The sequence below is a fragment of the Kineococcus endophyticus genome, assembly GCF_040796495.1.
GTDB classification, from domain to species: domain Bacteria; phylum Actinomycetota; class Actinomycetes; order Actinomycetales; family Kineococcaceae; genus Kineococcus; species Kineococcus endophyticus.
Window position 1 is genome coordinate 34360 of sequence record NZ_JBFNQN010000012.1, and the last position, 14689, is coordinate 49048.

17 protein-coding genes are annotated in these 14689 nt (G+C 73.5%); 9 read left to right on the forward strand and 8 right to left on the reverse strand.

The window, feature by feature from the left end:
• Nucleotides 1-34: 34 nt before the first annotated feature.
• The 7 genes from AB1207_RS17110 (at nucleotide 35) to AB1207_RS17140 (ending at nucleotide 6441) form a co-directional block, all read left to right on the forward strand.
• On the forward strand, nucleotides 35-2842 hold the full coding sequence (locus AB1207_RS17110) for a Na+/H+ antiporter subunit A (protein WP_367639612.1): 2808 nt from the start codon (nucleotides 35-37) through the stop codon (nucleotides 2840-2842).
• Nucleotides 2839-3276: a Na(+)/H(+) antiporter subunit C gene (locus tag AB1207_RS17115; RefSeq protein ID WP_367639613.1), complete on the forward strand. Its 438-nt coding sequence runs from the start codon at nucleotides 2839-2841 to the stop codon at nucleotides 3274-3276. Before AB1207_RS17110 ends, AB1207_RS17115 begins: the two co-directional genes overlap by 4 nt.
• On the forward strand, nucleotides 3273-4853 hold the full coding sequence (locus tag AB1207_RS17120; protein WP_367639614.1) for a Na+/H+ antiporter subunit D: 1581 nt from the start codon (nucleotides 3273-3275) through the stop codon (nucleotides 4851-4853). The genes AB1207_RS17115 and AB1207_RS17120 overlap by 4 nt, the downstream gene beginning before the upstream one ends.
• Nucleotides 4850-5452 (forward strand): Na+/H+ antiporter subunit E, encoded by a 603-nt coding sequence (locus AB1207_RS17125; protein ID WP_367639615.1) that lies wholly within the window; start codon nucleotides 4850-4852, stop codon nucleotides 5450-5452. Before AB1207_RS17120 ends, AB1207_RS17125 begins: the two co-directional genes overlap by 4 nt.
• Entirely contained in the window at nucleotides 5449-5730 is a 282-nt protein-coding gene (locus AB1207_RS17130) for an MrpF/PhaF family protein (protein ID WP_367639616.1), read from the forward strand. The genes AB1207_RS17125 and AB1207_RS17130 overlap by 4 nt, the downstream gene beginning before the upstream one ends.
• Nucleotides 5730-6092, forward strand: coding sequence for a monovalent cation/H(+) antiporter subunit G (gene mnhG, locus AB1207_RS17135; protein ID WP_367639617.1), 363 nt, complete (start codon nucleotides 5730-5732; stop codon nucleotides 6090-6092). The genes AB1207_RS17130 and mnhG overlap by 1 nt, the downstream gene beginning before the upstream one ends.
• Nucleotides 6093-6195: 103 nt before the next feature.
• Nucleotides 6196-6441, forward strand: coding sequence for a hypothetical protein (locus AB1207_RS17140; protein WP_367639618.1), 246 nt, complete (start codon nucleotides 6196-6198; stop codon nucleotides 6439-6441).
• 11 nt (nucleotides 6442-6452) lie between these two features.
• Here the strand turns inward: AB1207_RS17140 and AB1207_RS17145 are convergent, their stop codons facing one another.
• The 4 genes from AB1207_RS17145 to AB1207_RS17160 form a co-directional block, all read right to left on the reverse strand.
• A complete protein-coding gene (locus AB1207_RS17145) occupies nucleotides 6453-6662 on the reverse strand; it encodes a hypothetical protein (RefSeq protein WP_367639619.1) in 210 nt (69 codons plus the stop codon).
• Between the two features lie 22 nt (nucleotides 6663-6684).
• Nucleotides 6685-7395 (reverse strand): metal-dependent hydrolase, encoded by a 711-nt coding sequence (locus AB1207_RS17150; protein ID WP_367639785.1) that lies wholly within the window; start codon nucleotides 7393-7395, stop codon nucleotides 6685-6687.
• A 233-nt stretch (nucleotides 7396-7628) separates the two neighbouring features.
• Nucleotides 7629-8756 (reverse strand): baeRF2 domain-containing protein, encoded by a 1128-nt coding sequence (locus AB1207_RS17155; protein WP_367639620.1) that lies wholly within the window; start codon nucleotides 8754-8756, stop codon nucleotides 7629-7631.
• A gap of 69 nt (nucleotides 8757-8825) precedes the next feature.
• On the reverse strand, nucleotides 8826-9248 hold the full coding sequence (locus AB1207_RS17160) for a YchJ family protein (protein WP_367639621.1): 423 nt from the start codon (nucleotides 9246-9248) through the stop codon (nucleotides 8826-8828).
• A gap of 128 nt (nucleotides 9249-9376) precedes the next feature.
• Here AB1207_RS17160 and AB1207_RS17165 point away from each other — a divergent pair, with 128 nt between their 5' ends.
• On the forward strand, nucleotides 9377-9598 hold the full coding sequence (locus tag AB1207_RS17165; protein ID WP_367639622.1) for a hypothetical protein: 222 nt from the start codon (nucleotides 9377-9379) through the stop codon (nucleotides 9596-9598).
• Between the two features lie 7 nt (nucleotides 9599-9605).
• On the opposite strand, the gene AB1207_RS17170 is transcribed toward AB1207_RS17165, so the two are convergent.
• The 3 genes from AB1207_RS17170 to AB1207_RS17180 all read right to left on the reverse strand — a co-directional run bounded on the left by AB1207_RS17170 (nucleotide 9606) and on the right by AB1207_RS17180 (nucleotide 11932).
• Complete coding sequence (locus tag AB1207_RS17170) at nucleotides 9606-10316, reverse strand: hypothetical protein (protein ID WP_367639623.1); 711 nt, start codon at nucleotides 10314-10316, stop codon at nucleotides 9606-9608.
• Between the two features lie 100 nt (nucleotides 10317-10416).
• Nucleotides 10417-10857: a hypothetical protein gene (locus AB1207_RS17175; RefSeq protein ID WP_367639624.1), complete on the reverse strand. Its 441-nt coding sequence runs from the start codon at nucleotides 10855-10857 to the stop codon at nucleotides 10417-10419.
• Nucleotides 10858-10945: 88 nt separating this feature from the next.
• The gene (locus AB1207_RS17180; RefSeq protein ID WP_367639625.1) at nucleotides 10946-11932 is read right to left on the reverse strand and encodes a LacI family DNA-binding transcriptional regulator; all 987 of its coding nucleotides are present in this window, start codon (nucleotides 11930-11932) and stop codon (nucleotides 10946-10948) included.
• A gap of 85 nt (nucleotides 11933-12017) precedes the next feature.
• On the opposite strand from AB1207_RS17180, the gene AB1207_RS17185 reads away from it, so the two are divergent.
• Complete coding sequence (locus tag AB1207_RS17185; protein ID WP_367639626.1) at nucleotides 12018-13016, forward strand: Gfo/Idh/MocA family protein; 999 nt, start codon at nucleotides 12018-12020, stop codon at nucleotides 13014-13016.
• A gap of 86 nt (nucleotides 13017-13102) precedes the next feature.
• On the opposite strand, the gene AB1207_RS17190 is transcribed toward AB1207_RS17185, so the two are convergent.
• Nucleotides 13103-14629 carry an LCP family protein gene (locus tag AB1207_RS17190; protein WP_367639627.1) on the reverse strand — a complete coding sequence of 509 codons (1527 nt, stop codon included), beginning with the start codon at nucleotides 14627-14629 and terminating at the stop codon, nucleotides 13103-13105.
• Nucleotides 14630-14689 lie beyond the last annotated feature (60 nt).

The following is a 14689-nucleotide window of genomic DNA, read 5'->3' on the forward strand; positions in this document are numbered from 1 at the left end:
GAACCGACCTGCCCCCGATTCGTGAGGACCGGCCGTGCTGACACTGCTGCTCGTCCACGCTGTCGCCGCCGTCCTCGCCGTGCCCCTGGTGAGGTGGCTGGACCGGCGCGCGTTCACGCTGCTCGCCCTCGCTCCCGCGGCCACGACGGTCTGGGCGGCGTTCCAGGGCCCCGCCGTCCTGCGCGGGCAGACCCCCGAGGTCGTCGTCCCCTGGGTCCCCTCCCTGGGCGCCGAACTCGCGTTCCGCCTCGACCCGTTGTCGTGGGTCCTCACGCTGCTCGTCGGCGGGGTGGGTGCCCTCGTCCTGTTCTACTGCGGCAGCTACTTCCACGCGAAGGACCCGGGATCTGCGCGGTTCGCCGCCGTCCTGACCGCGTTCACCGGCGCCATGACCGGACTCGTGCTCGCCGACGACCTCGTCCAGCTGTACGTGTTCTGGGAACTCACCACGGTGTTCTCGTACCTGCTCATCGGGTACGACTCGCACAAGCGCTCCGCCCGCCGCGCGGCGACGCAAGCCCTGGTCGTCACGACCTTCGGCGGCCTGGCGATGCTCGTGGGGCTCATCGTCATCGGGCAGGCAGCCGGGACCTACCGGTTGTCGGCGGTCCTGGAGAACTTCCCCACCGGCCCGTCCGTGACGGTCGCGGTCGTCCTGCTGCTCGTCGGCGCGATCTCGAAGTCCGCGCTCGTGCCGTTCCACTTCTGGTTGCCGGCCGCGATGGCCGCACCCACCCCGGTCAGCGCCTACCTGCACGCGGCCGCCATGGTGAAGGCCGGCATCTACCTCGTCGCGCGGTTCGCCCCGGCGGCCGCCGAGATGCCCGAGTGGCGGACGACCGTCCTGGTCCTCGGCCTGACGACGATGGTCCTCGGCGGGTACCGCTCGCTGCGCCAGCACGACGTGAAGCTGCTGCTCGCGTTCGGCACGGTCAGCCAGCTGGGTTTCCTCACCGTCCTCGTCGGGGCGGGGACCGCGGCCGCCACGACGGCCGGCATCGCGCTGCTGATCGCCCACGCGACGTTCAAGGCGTCGCTGTTCCTCGTCGTCGGCGTCGTCGACCACCAGACCGGGACACGGGACCTGCGCGAACTGTCCGGGCTCGGGCGCCGGATGCCGCTGCTCGCGGTCGTCGGCACCGTCTCGGCCGCCTCGATGGCCGGGGTTCCCGTGGCCGCGGGTTTCGTCGCCAAGGAGGCCGCGTACGCGGCGTTCCTGCAGGACCCCGTCGTGCTCGGCGTGCTGGTGCTCGGGTCGGTGATCACGGCCGCGTACTCGGCGCGCTTCGTGTGGGGCACGTTCTGGCGCAAGCCGGGCGTCCCCGACTCCACCGCCCCGCGGCCGTCGGCCGGGCTCATCGCCTCCCCCCTCGTGCTGGCCGGCGTCACCCTGCTCGCCGGGCCGCTGGCCCCGCTCGTGGACCGGCCCGCGGCGCTCATCGCCCACGACCTGCCCGGCGAGGCCGAGCACCTCGCGCTGTGGCACGGGTTCTCGCTGCCGCTGCTGCTGACGGTCGTGACGTTCGCGCTGGCCGCCGTCCTCGTCGTCACCAAGGACCGCGTCGAGGCGCTGCAGGCGCGCGGCCCGGGAGTCCCCGGCGCCGACCGGGGGTACCGCAAGACCGTGCGCGCCGTGGACCGCATCGCCGTCGAGGTCACCGGTGCCACCCAGCGTGGTTCGCTGCCGATCTACCTCGCCTCGATCCTGGTCGTCGTCGTCCTCGTGCCCGGGGGCGCGCTGCTGTGGACGCGGCCGTGGCCCAGCGACGTCGTCCTCTACGACAACGTCGGGCAGGTCCTCGTCGGGATCGTCGTCGTGGCGGCCGCCGTCCTCACCGTGCGGGCCCGCCGGCGCCTGCGGGCCGTGATGCTCGCGGGCGTCACGGGGTACGGCGTGACGTTGCTTTTCGTGCTGCACGCCGGCCCGGACCTCGCGCTCACGCAGGCGCTGGCCGAGACCATCACGCTCGTCGTGTTCGTCCTCGCGCTGCGCCGGCTGCCCCCGTTCTTCTCCTCGCGCCCGCTCGTGGGCACGCGCTGGGTGCGCATCGCGATCGGCGTCGCCGTCGGCACCTGCACGTCCCTGTTCGCGCTCGTCGCGTCCGGCGCCCGCGTCGCCGTCCCCGTCTCGATCGACCTGCCCGACCTCGCCTACTCCTTCGGCGGCGGGAAGAACGTCGTCAACGTGACGCTCGTCGACGCCCGCGCCTGGGACACCATGGGCGAGATCTCGGTGCTGCTCGTCGCCGCGACCGGGGTCGCGAGCCTCGTCTTCAACCGGCGGATGGGGTCGATCGACCAGGCGTTCACCGCTCACACGGACCCGCAGGAGGACGCGCCGCGCAGGTCGCGGCTGCAGAACTGGCTGCCCGCGGGCAGCACCGTCGACCCCGAGCGCCGCTCCGTCGTCTTCGAGGTCGTCACGCGGCTGACGTTCCACGCCATCCTCGTGCTGTCGGTGTACCTGGTGTTCTCCGGGCACAATCAGCCCGGCGGCGGATTCGCCGGCGGTCTGGTCGCCGGGCTCGCGCTCGTCGTGCGCTACCTCGCGGGCGGTCGGTACGAGTTCAACACCGCGGTCCCCATCAACGCGGGCTGGCTGCTCGGCAGCGGCCTGTTCCTGTCCGCCGGCACCGGCCTGGTCGGCATCCTCATCGGCCAGGGCGTGCTGCAGACCGCGATCATCCAGTTCGACGTCGTGCTCCTGGGTCACGTGAAGCTCGTGACCTCCCTGTTCTTCGACGTCGGGGTCTACCTGCTCGTCGTCGGCCTCGTGGTCGACGTCATCCGCAGCCTGGGCGCCGAGGTCGACCGCCAGATCGAGGAGGAGGTCTCCCGGTGAGCCCCAACCTGACGCTCGTGGTGGTCTCCGGGGTGCTCGTCGCCTGCGGGGTCGCCCTGCTGCTCGAACGCACCCTGACGCGCGTGCTCGTCGGCATCGTGCTGCTCGGCAACGGCATCAACATCCTGTTCCTCGTCGCGAGCGGCCGCCCCGGCCGGGCCCCGATCCTCAGCGGCGGGACGACCGCGGAGACGATGAGCGACCCGCTCCCCCAGGCCATGGTCCTGACGGCCATCGTCATCACGCTCGGGATGGTCGCGTTCGTCCTCGCCCTGGCGTACCGCAGCTGGCAGCTCGACGGCCACGACGAGGTCCAGGACGACGTCGAGGACCGCCGGATCGTGCGGCGGGCCGAACTCGACGAGACGTCCGCCAGCTACGACGACGACACGCACGAGACGAGCGACGAAGAGGGCGAGGGGGTGAGCCGGTGAACGGGATCGACTGGAACGACTGGCCCCGGGTCCTGCTGCCGCTGCCCGTCGTCCTGCCGCTGTTCGCGGCGGGGCTGACCTTGGCGCTGGCCCGCCGACCGCGCGCGCAGCGCACGATCAGCGTCACCGCGCTGAGCATCGTCGTCGCCGCCACCGTCGCGATGCTGGTCCTCACCGACCGCGGGAACGGGACGTACTCCATCGCCGTCGGCGGCTGGCCCTCCCGGCTCGGGATCCCGCTGGTGGCGGACCGGCTCTCGACGCTCATGCTCGTCGTGAGTTCGGTCGTCACCCTCGCCGTCCTGCTCTACTCCCTCGCGCAGGGCGTCGCCGACGGCGAGGAGGGGACGCCGGTCTCGATCTACCACCCGACGTACCTCGTGCTGTCGGCCGGCGTCTCGAACGCGTTCCTGTCCGGGGACCTGTTCAACCTCTACGTCGGGTTCGAGATCCTGCTGGCGGCCAGCTACATCCTGCTGACCCTCGGCGGGACCAAGGCGCGCGTGCGGGCCGGGACGACCTACGTCGTCGTGAGCCTGCTGTCGTCCATGGTGTTCCTCACCGCGATCGCCCTCGTCTACATGGCGACGGGGACGGTGAACATGGCCGAGCTGTCCGTCCGGCTGCGCGACGTCGACCCCGACGTCCAGCTCGTCCTGCACCTGCTGCTGCTCGTCGGGTTCGGCATCAAGGCCGCGGTGTTCCCGCTGTCGGCGTGGCTGCCGGACTCCTACCCGACGGCGCCGGCACCCGTCACGGCCGTGTTCGCCGGGTTGCTGACCAAGGTCGGCGTCTACGCGATCATCCGCACCGAGACGCTGCTGTTCCCCGGCGGCCAGGCCGCCGACCTGCTGCTGTGGGTGGCGCTGGCGACGATGGTCGTCGGGATCCTCGGCGCCGTGGCCCAGAGCGACGTCAAACGTCTGCTGTCGTTCACGCTCGTCAGCCACATCGGGTACATGGTGTTCGGGATCGCCCTCGGGACGACGGCCGGGCTGTCCGGCGCGGTGTTCTACGTCGCGCACCACATCACCGTGCAGACGACCCTGTTCCTCGTGACGGGACTGGTGGAGCGGTACGCGGGGAGCACCTCCCTGGACGCCCTGGGATCGCTCGCGAAACGCACGCCCGTCCTCGCGGTGCTGTTCTTCGTCCCCGCGATGAACCTCGCCGGCATCCCGCCGTTCTCGGGGTTCATCGGCAAGCTCGGCCTGCTGCAGGCCGGCGTCGACGTCGGGACGTGGCCCGCCTACGTCCTCGTGGCCGGCGGGGTCGTCACGAGCCTCCTGACCCTCTACGCCATCGCCAAGGTGTGGAACCGGGCGTTCTGGCAGGAACCCCAGGAGCACACCGACCGCGACCAGGTCGCGGGGCTCGCGACCGCGACGCAGGTCGGTGTCCGCACCCCGCTGGGGATGCTCGTCCCGACCGCGGCCCTCGTCGCCGTCGGCGTCGGCATCACGGTCATCGCCGGCCCGTTGTTCGGCATCAGCGACCGGGCCGCGCAGGACCTGCTGGACCGCGCGCCGTACGTGGACACCGTCCTGCAGGGCGGGGCGTCGGAGGTGGGGTCGTGAACGCCAAGGTGCTCTCGCTGCGCGAACGCGTCAGCGTGCCGATGCTCGTCTGGCTCGTCGTGCTGTGGCTGCTGCTGTGGGGCGACCTGTCCTGGGCGAACGTCCTGTCCGGAACCCTGCTCGGCCTGCTCGTGACGATCGTCCTGCCGCTGCCGACGGTGAGGTTCGGGCTGCGGATCCGGCCGCTGCGGATCCTGCTGCTGCTCGGCCGGTTCCTCGTCGACCTGTTCGCCGCGAGCGCCCAGGTCGCCTGGCTCGCGGTCCGGCCGGGGCAGCAGCCGCGCAACTCCGTCGTGCGGGTCCCCCTGCACAGCGGGTCGGACCTGTTCGTGACGATGACCGCCGAACTCGTCTCGCTCGTCCCGGGTTCGGTCGTCGTGGAGATCGGGGCCCCGTCCGCGCTCGGCGGCCAGGGGTCGATCTACATCCACGCCCTCGGCGTCGACAGCGCGGAGGGCCGGGAGGAGACCCGGCGCAACGTGCTGCTCACCGAGCGCCGGATCATGCGGACGTTCGCGACACCGCAGGCGTACGCCGAGTACCTCGACCGCTGCCGGGCCGACGGCTCGGACGCCCTGTGCGGAGGGAGCCGCCCGTGAACCCCGTCGTCATCGCCCTGTGCGTGGGGATGCTCACCGTCGCGGCGCTGCTGGCGCTGCTGCGCGTCGCCAAGGGCCCCACGATGCTCGACCGCGTGATCGCCCTCGACGTCATCGTCGCGATCGTCGTCATCGGGTTGTGCGTCGAGGCCGCGGCGAACCGGCACGCGACCACGCTGCCGGTCATCGTCGTCCTGGCCCTCGTCGGATTCGTGGGCTCGGTGAGCGTGGCGCGGTACGCGTCCAAGGAGAGCGCCGCGGAGAGGGGACGTCGCTGATGGACTGGACCACGATCGGAACCGTCGTCGGGTCGGCGGCACTGCTGCTCGGCTGCCTGCTGACGCTGGTGGCGGCCATCGGGCTGCTGCGGTTGTCCGACGTCCTCGCCCGCATGCACACGACGGCCAAGCCGCAGGTGCTGGGCGTCGTGCTGTCCCTCGTGGCGGTGGGCATCGCGCTGCAGCGGACGACGGACATCGCCACCCTCGTGGCCATCGCCGCGTTCCAGCTGCTCACGGTGCCGGTGGCGGCGCACATGGTGGGCCGGGCGGCCTACCGGACGGGGCAGGTCGACGCGTCCGTCCTCGACCACGACGACCTGGCCGAGAAGCTCGCCGAGGAGGAGCGGTCGGCCGGCTGATGCTTCCGCTCGGCGGAACACCCCTGGCGCGGAACGGTGCGGAACCGTAACGTCGGGTGAGTGTCCAACACCGGGCACGGCATCCCGGGCCGAGGAGCGGACCGTGACCGACCACGTGGGCAGCACGCCTCCCGTGACCCCCGTCGAGCGACGTCTCCTGGAGCTGGTGGCCGAGGGCCGCTCCCTCGTCGCAGCGGGCGCCGAACTGGCCCTGGACGTGCGCGGGGTCATCGCGACGGTCTCCGGACTGCGGGAGCGCTTCGGCGTCCGCAGCACCGCCGCCGCCGTCCGCCGCGCTCGGGCCGTCGGGCTCATCGGCGCCCCGACCGTGCGGGCGCACCTCACCTGAGCCCCCGGGGGTCAGTCCCCCTCGTGCGAACGGCGGACCCGCCACGCCGCGAGGAAGTAGACGGCTCCCGCGGTGAAGGCGACCGCCGCCAGCCAGGCGAGCGGGCTGCCGTCGGTGAGGACCACACCCCACGACAGCGCCGCCACCACGGCGTAGAGCAGCCCGGACCGCTTCGACTGCTCGAGGGTCTTCGTCGCCCGCCACCACGGTTGTCTCGCCACCGTCCCAGTGTGCCGGAGTCCCTCACACCAGAGGTGCCAGCAGGTCCCGCACGGGGCCGACGTAGCGCACCAGACCCAGCACCGTCAGCGTCGGGAACACGAGGTACTGCAGCAGCGGCTCGGGACCGCGGCCGGCGTCGAACAGGCGCAGCCCGAGCGTCCGGGGTCGCCGCCGGGCCCACGTCGTGAACGGCACGGGGACACCGTCCGTCGTCAGCGCGTCGCCGGCGATGTGGACCAGGACGCCGCCCGCGACGGCCCAGGGCAACCACGGCAGGTGGACCCCCTGGTCCGTCAGCCACCACGCGCCCGCACCCGACAGGACGAGGTTGCCGATCGCCGTCTTCTCGGCGTCCCCCGGGACGAGCTGCGCGACGGCGTGCAGGGCCAGGCCGATGCCCAGGGCGAGGACGGCGAGTGCCGTCCAGTGGTTGCGCGCCGCGAGCGCCGCCAGCCCGCCGAAGACGAGGGGGGCGACGAGCGCGTCGTGGGTGCCGCCGCGGTGCCGTCGCGCCAGGACGCCGATGAGGCGGGAGAGCCAGCGCGTCGGCGGCCCCCACATCGACCCGGCCGTCGAGCCCTTCTGGTCCAGGTCGGGCAGGTAGGCGAACCCGCCCCACGCCACGACCCACGCGAGTTGCTCGAGGGGTCGGTCGATGCCGAGGTGCGTGGCGGCGACGCCGAGGGTCAGGGCCCCCGCCGCCAGTCCGCTGGCGGCGTGCGCCGGGCCCATCACGGTGTGTCGTCCTCCCAGGTCAGAGGCCTGGAGGGTAGCGCGCGGCGCCCGGGGGAGGGCTCGTTGCCTCCACGAGGACATTGGGCGCCCTCGTTGCCTCCCCGCGGCCCGTGATCGACCTCGGGGAGGCAACGAGGCGCCTCCCGGGAGATCAACCGAAGGTGCGCGGTGGCCCAACGCGGCCGGTCATCGTCCTCGGGGAGGCAACGAGGCGTCGCCCGTGGGGTGGGTCAGACGGCGTAGCGCAGGAGCGCGCCGATGCCGTCGGCCAGCGACACCGGCGGGTCCTCGTCCTCCTCGGGCTGCCGCACCAGCTCGATCTCGGCGTCGGAGGCGGCCAGCGCCCGGACGAGGGCCGCGTCGGCCCGCACCTGGACGACGTCGCTCACGCCGAGCACGTCGAGGTCCTCGCGGGTGGTGGCGACCTCGAGCGGGCCGGGGCCCGTCCACAGCTGGTCGGTGGACGTCGGGTCGTCGACGAGGAGCAGCGTCCGCACCTGGCCGGCGCGCAGCGCGGAGACGACGGGGTCCAGGCCCTCGACGGCGCGGCCCTGCCGACCGCGTTCCTGGGCGAACTCGTCGACGACGGCCTGGCGGCGGCGGGTGCGGACGACGTCGAGAGCGGCGGCGACGTTGGCCTCGAAGGCCTTCTCGCGGGTGCCGGCGGCGCGGCCACCGCCCTTGACCTCGCACATCACCGACGCGAGCGCGGCCGGTGCCTTGTCCTTCAGCGACGCCATGGCCTTGGGGTCACCGGTCACCAGGACGACGTCGGGCCGTTCGCGGCGGACGAGGTCGGCGAGGTCGCTGGCGACCGCGGCGGCGTTGTGGTCCCAGGAGTCCTGGACGGTCCGCTGGTACCGGTGCTCGGCGCGGTTGTCCCCGGACCCCTTGTGCAGCAGGTCGTGTCCACCCTCGACGGTCCTCCGTTCGCGGCCGACGACGGCACCCGTGCGCGCCACCGTGACGTCGGCGCCCGCGCGGTCGAGCTCGACGAGCACGTAGCGGACGTCGTCGGCCATGGAGCGCACGAGCGGCATGAGGTGCGCGACGGGTCCGGTCGTCGCCTCCTCCCGCTGCGGCGGGGAGGCCAGGACGAGGTCGAGCTGCAGCCCCGTCGCCGTGGCGACGAGCGCGCGGCCGACGTGACCGCCGACCCCGGTCGGTTCGGCCGCGACGGCGTCGAGGGCGGCGAGCGCCGGTTCCGGGGCGCCCTGACCGGCGAGCGCCGAGCGGGCCTCCTGCCAGCGCAGGTCGATGTCGTGCGCGCCCGTCGCCCGGTCCCGGGTCGCGTCGACGTAGACGGAGACGGAGGGCCCGGGGTCGGTGGCCACGTCCTTGAGCCAGGTCAGCTTCACAGGGACTCCCTCGTGACGGTGTTGCTGTCCGCTCTTGCCTGTCACCCACAGTGCAGGACGACCGCCGCATCACGCGACTCGGTTTCCCACCGGCCCTTCGTACACCCATCGGCCCTCGACGCGGGAGAACCGTGAGTCCTCGTGCTGAACCCCCCGCCGGCCGGCGAGCCGGTAGTGCGCCTCGAACTCGACGGTGCCGGTGTCGTCGAAGGGGCTGCCGTGGTCCGTCGCCAGGACGACGAGCCGGCGCCACTGCACGTCCGGGTCGAGGTCGAGCTCGTCGGGGCGCGTGGCGGGGTGCCAGCTGCGGAGGAGGTGCTCGACGTCGCCGAGGGCGAAGGCCGTGTAGCGCGAGCGCATGAGCGCCTCCGCCGTCGGGGCGTCCACGCCGCCGGTGAGGTAGCGGCCGCAGCACCCGGCCAGGGGTTCGCCCCAGCCGCAGGGACACGGGGGGTCGGCAGGCGGCGGAGGCGACCCGGTGGGCTCGAGCATCACCGGATCATGCCCGCAACGGTCCCCCGGCTCACATCGGCTCCGCCCGGGCGGCGTCGGTCGACCGTCCCGCGGGTCTCCGACGATCGGGGGACGCCCTCGCAGCGGTCGTCGGCCACGGTGGAGCCATGACGCAGCGACGCAGGACGCAGACCGCCACCTGGGCGCAGACGCCGCTCACCTGGATCGCCCTGGCCGTGGCGTTCGCGGCGATCTCGGTCTCGAACTGGGTTCAGGCCCTCAGCGGTGCGAAGGACCTCGCCTACCTGCCGGCCGTCGCGTTCGCCCTCGCGGCGGTGTCGTTCCTGTGGCAGGCGCGCCGGTGCACCCGCGCGCGCTCCGAGGACTGAGGCACCGTCACGAGTGCTCCCCCGGGAGCCGGGCCGGCCGCCGCCCAGAGCTGACGAGGTTCACCAGGTCGTCGGTGAAGGGGATCCCGTGACGGGCCGCGACCCGTCGGACCTGCCGCCGTCCCCAGAGCCGGTCGTCGTGGCCGGCCAGCAGGACGGCGGCCAACTGCCCGGGGCTCGTCGGTCCCGGGGTGTCGTACGCGCTCCCGCTGATCCGAGCCACGGGTCCTGACCCGGACATCAGCCAGTGCGGAGCCGACCACGACAGCTCCAGCACGTCCGCCCACGGGTAGCGCTTCTCGACGCCCGTCCGGGGACGGACCACGAGGGCGTCGTCGGTGAAGTGCACCTCGTCGCCACCCGTGCGCAGGCGCAGGACGGTGACTGCGGCGAGGACCAGCGCCCACAGGGGCACGAGGCTCCCGGACCAGCGCGGCACGAGGCCGAGGACCGCGACGACCACGAGGAGCGCCACGGGGACGAGCCACCGCCGCGCGCCGCGCGCCGTGAGGTCCTCGGGAGGCAGGCCGTCCGGTCCCGTGGAGTCGGCCGGATCGCGGCGGTACCGCAGCCACGTCACGAGGGGCCAGCAGAAGAAGCCGGTGACGATGACGCTGACCACCGCCGTCCTGACATCGCCGGTCGCGACGGCCTGGACGGTCGGGACCGCGAAGCCGAGGCCCGCGATGGCGGACACGACGAGGAACCAGCGGGGCACGTCCGCGAGGGTGCCGGACGCGGCGCGGTGGCGCGCGGTGTTCTCGCCTCCTCCCAGCGGACGGTCAGGCCGGCGCCGCCGTCGTCGTCGTCGACCCGTCTCAGACAGCGCTGGTCATGGTCAGTGCCCACACGGAGTCGACGTCACTGGGCCGGGTGATCTCGAACACCACCGTGTCGCCGTCCGGGACGAGGCCCTCGACGCGGTGGGCCTGCCCGTCGCAGTCCACGGTGATGGCCGCCCCGGCCAGCTGCGCGTCCAGGTCCGACCCGCCGGTGCACGCCACCCAGGCAGCCCGGGTGCCGCCGTCAGCGGGGACACCGCCCAGCCGGACGCTGGTCGTCTGGTGCGCGTCCCCGCCGCTGCCGACGGTCGGGGAGTCGCCCGCGGCGGTCGCGGCGTCGCGGACGAGGTCGGCCACGCGCTGGACGGCCTCGGGGCTGGGACCCGGCGGTGGGTCCGGCTCGCTGGAGCAGGAGGACAGCACGACGAGGGCCAGCGGCACGAGGAGCCACCACCTCCTCGGGGCGTTGGTCGACATGGACGCAACGTACGGCCGTCGTTCGCGCCGCGAGCCTCACCGAACCATTCGGCACCCGGTCTCGGAGGCGGTCGGTGCGATTCCGCGGTCAGGCCGGCGCCGCCGTCGTGGCCCGCACCACGAGCCGGGGGGCGACGAGCTGCAGGTCGGCGGGGGCGTCGGGGTCCTCGAGCCGGTCCAGCAGGCGCCGGGCGGCGAGCCGTCCCACCTCGTGGGCGGCGTTGTCGACGCTGGTGAGCGAGACGGCGCGCAGCTTGGCGATCGAGGTGTCGTCGTAGCCGACGACCGACAGCGCGCCCGGAACGGCGACGCCGAGGTCCGCCGCGGCCGCGAGCACGCCGACGGCGGCCGCGTCGTTGGCGGCGACGACGGCGGTCGGCGGGTCCGGCCGGGTCAGCAGGGCGCGGCCGGCGCGGTGGCCGGCGTCCTCCGTCATGGGGCCGGTCTCGACGAGGACGTCGGCTCTCCCCGCACGGGCGGCGGCCTCGAAGGCGCGTCGGCGCAGGTCGCCGACGGGTCCGGTGCCCGCGACGTGGGCCAGGCGGCGGTGCCCGAGCGCGAGGAGGTGTTCGACGGCGAGGCGGACCCCGGTCCCGTCGTCCCCGGCCACGACGTCGACGGCGAACGGGTCGCCGTCGGCCAGGCGGGTGCCCGCCAGGACGGTCGGCACGTCCGCCGCGACCTCCTCGACGAGGGCCAGGTCGGGCAGGGTGCCGATGACGACGAGGCCGTCGAGGCGCAGGTCGGCGAAGGTGCGGGGGGCGTCGGGCTCACTGCGCGCTTCGGCCAGCACCGGCCGCAACCCAGCCGCGTGCAGGACGGGACGCAGGCCCTCGAGGACGTCGACGAACCACGGGTTGCGCAGGTCGTCCAGGACGAGGCCGATCGCGCGGGTCCGGCCCTGGGCCAGGCTGCGGGCCGTCGGATCGGGTCGGTAGCCGAGCTCGTCCATCGCGGTCAGGACGGCGGCGCGCCGCTCGGGCGAGACCTTCGGGCTGTCCTGCAGCACGAGCGAGACGAGGGACTTGGAGACGCCGGCGCGGGCGGCGACGCTGCGGATGGTCGGCCGGGTCACGCGGTCACCTCCTTGACACCCTGGGTCCGTCCGACGATCGTAGTCGCCGTTGGACCGGTCCAACAGACTCGACGAGGAGGATCCCGTGACCGACCTGCACCTCGGCCTGGCCGGCGTCGGCCGCATCGGCGCTATGCACGCGCGGACGATGGTCGCGACCCCCGGCGTCGGCCGGGTCACCGTCGCCGACGTCGACGCGACCCGCGCCCAGCAGGTCGGCGCGGAGGTGGGTGCCGCCGCGGCCGCCGACGTGGCCGCGCTCCTGGCGTCGGGCATCGACGGCCTCGTCGTCGCCACCGGCACGGCGCAGCACCCCGAGCTCATCCGCGCCGGCGTCGAGGCGGGCATCCCCGTGCTCTGCGAGAAGCCGGTCGCCCCGGACGTCGCGCTGTCGCTGCCCGTGCTGGACCTCATCGCCCGCCACGACGGCGTCGTCCGCATCGCCCACCAGCGCCGCTACGACCCCGGCTACCGCGAGGCCAAACGCGCCCACGCCGCCGGCGAGCTCGGCTGGCTGCACGCCGTCCGGGCCGTGACGTGCGACGTCACGCCGCCGCCCGTCGCGTTCCTCGCCACCTCCGGGGGGCTGTTCCGCGACTGCAGCGTCCACGACTTCGACGTCATCCGCTGGATCACGGGTCGCGAGGTCGTCGAGGTGTACGCCCGCGGCAGCAACAACGGCGACCCCGCGATCGGCGAGGTCGGGGACGTCGACTCGGCGCTCGCGGTCTGCACGCTCGACGACGGGACGCTCGCCGTCGTCAGCGCCTCGCGCTACAACGGCGCCGGGCACGACGTGCGGCTGGAGCTGCAGGGGTCGAAGGGCACGGTCGTCGTCGGCCTCGACGAGCGCAGCGCGGTGCGCTCGGCCGAACCAGGCGTCGGCTTCCCCGCCGGCGTCGCGCACACGACGTTCGCGGAGCGGTTCGCCGAGGCCTACCGGGCCGAGATCGAGGCCTTCGCCGGCCTCGTGCGAGGTGAGCCGGACGAGCTGTGCCGGCCGGAGGACGCCGTCGCCGCGTCGAAGGTGGCCGACGCGGCGCAGGAGTCGCTGCTCACCGGAGCGCCGGTCCGCGTCGGCTGACACGCCTCAGCGGGTGGGGATCGTCGTCACGTCGTGCTCGACCTACGAGCCCGACGTGACGACGAGCCCACCCCCGGAGGGTGCGGTCAGGCGCAGATGTCGTCGGTGGCGACGCGGGCCGTGATGGTCGGGGTCGGCGTCGCGGCGGCGGGCGTGCCCGTCACGCGCGAGCGGACGTCGCTCACCGTCACCCCCGCGGAGGCGACCTCCACGACGATGTTCTTGCCCAGGGACGGGTCGAGCTGCGTCTTGGCGCCACCCAGCGCCGCGGCGACGGTGTTCGCCGAGTCCTGCCGGTCGGTGCCGTAGCGGACGAGGACGTCCTCGCCCGGGTCGGTGGCCTCGCCGTCGCCGGTGCCGCCGGAGACGAACCCGACGCCCGTCAGCGCCTTGGACAGCGTCCCCGCCGCGCCGGCCGTCCCGCCCACGTTGAGCACCTGGACGGAGATCTTCGACGGCGCCACCAGCAGCTCCGAGCTCGTGCCGGGGTCCGCGGTCGGGGAGGCCGTCGGCGTCGCCGAGGCCGGGCCCGCGGTGTCGGTGCGGACCTGCTGCCACAGCGCGTCGGCCGCCGACGTCCACTGCACGCGGTTCGGGTTCGCCGGGTACGGCTCGGTCGGGACGGTCACGAACTGCACGCCGTTGGCCGGCATCTTCTGCAGCGACTGCGCCAGGCCCGCGATCTCGGACAGGTCCGCCAGGCCAGGGTCGGTGGTGACCGACTTCGTCGCCGCGTCCAGGAACGAGAAGAGCTTGTCCGGGCGCGTGAGGATCGCCGAGCTCGTCACCTTCTGGACCATGGAGCTCATCAGCGCCTGCTGCCGACCGATGCGCGAGATGTCCGAACCGTCGCCGATGTGGCGGACGCGGGCGTAGGCCAGGGCGGTCTGACCGTCGACGTCGTCGTGCGTCCCGGCGGTCAGGTGCAGGTCCGCGTCCTTGTCGTCGATCGCCTCCGGCGTGCAGATCGTCACGCCGCCGAGCGCGTCGATCATCGAGCGGAATCCGCTGAAGTCGACGACGACGTAGTGGTCGATCGGGACCTTCGTCAGGTCCTGCACGGTGTTGACGGTGCAGGCCGCGCCACCGATCGAGAACGCGGAGTTGAACATGCCCTTCTGGGCCTTCGTCATCGTGCCGTCGGGCAGCTTGCACGCCGGGATCTGCACGACCGAGTCACGCGGGATGCTCACCATGGTGGCGCTCTTGCGGTCCGCCGCGAGGTGCACGAGGAGCGTGGTGTCCGACCGCGCGCCCGGGTCCGCCTTCGCGCCGCCGTACTCGTCACCCGAACCGTCGGACAGGTCCCGGGTGTCGCTGCCCATCACGAGGATGTTGACCGCGTCCTGACCCGTGGTCGGGTCGACCTTGGACTCGTCCGAAGGCCGGGTGCCGAGAAGGCTGTTGATGTCCTGGGCGTTGATGTTGCCCTGGAGCTTGTAGTACGCGTAGACGCCACCGCCGGTCGCCACGACCGCCAGCACGACCGCCGCGACCAACACCCCGCGGAGGACCTTGAAGGCCGTCCCGTGGGCGTGGTCGGAGTGGCGGCCGCGGGCGCGGCGTCCTGCTCCGGGGACCTCGTGCGGCGCGGGGTCGGTGGAAGTCGGCACGCTGTCACGGTACGGCCGGGGAGGCCGTGCCCTTGAGTGAACCGTCAACGTTCCGCAGCG

Excerpts from the sequence above, each read along its gene's own strand:
- AB1207_RS17160 (WP_367639621.1), bottom strand. The coding sequence starts at position 9,248 with ATGCTCGAGCCCACCGGGTCGCCTCCGCCGCCTGCCGACCCCCCGTGT.
- AB1207_RS17165 (WP_367639622.1), top strand. The coding sequence starts at position 9,377 with ATGACGCAGCGACGCAGGACGCAGACCGCCACCTGGGCGCAGACGCCG.
- AB1207_RS17150 (WP_367639785.1), bottom strand. The coding sequence starts at position 7,395 with ATGGGCCCGGCGCACGCCGCCAGCGGACTGGCGGCGGGGGCCCTGACC.
- mnhG (WP_367639617.1), top strand. The coding sequence starts at position 5,730 with ATGGACTGGACCACGATCGGAACCGTCGTCGGGTCGGCGGCACTGCTG.
- AB1207_RS17175 (WP_367639624.1), bottom strand. The coding sequence starts at position 10,857 with ATGTCGACCAACGCCCCGAGGAGGTGGTGGCTCCTCGTGCCGCTGGCC.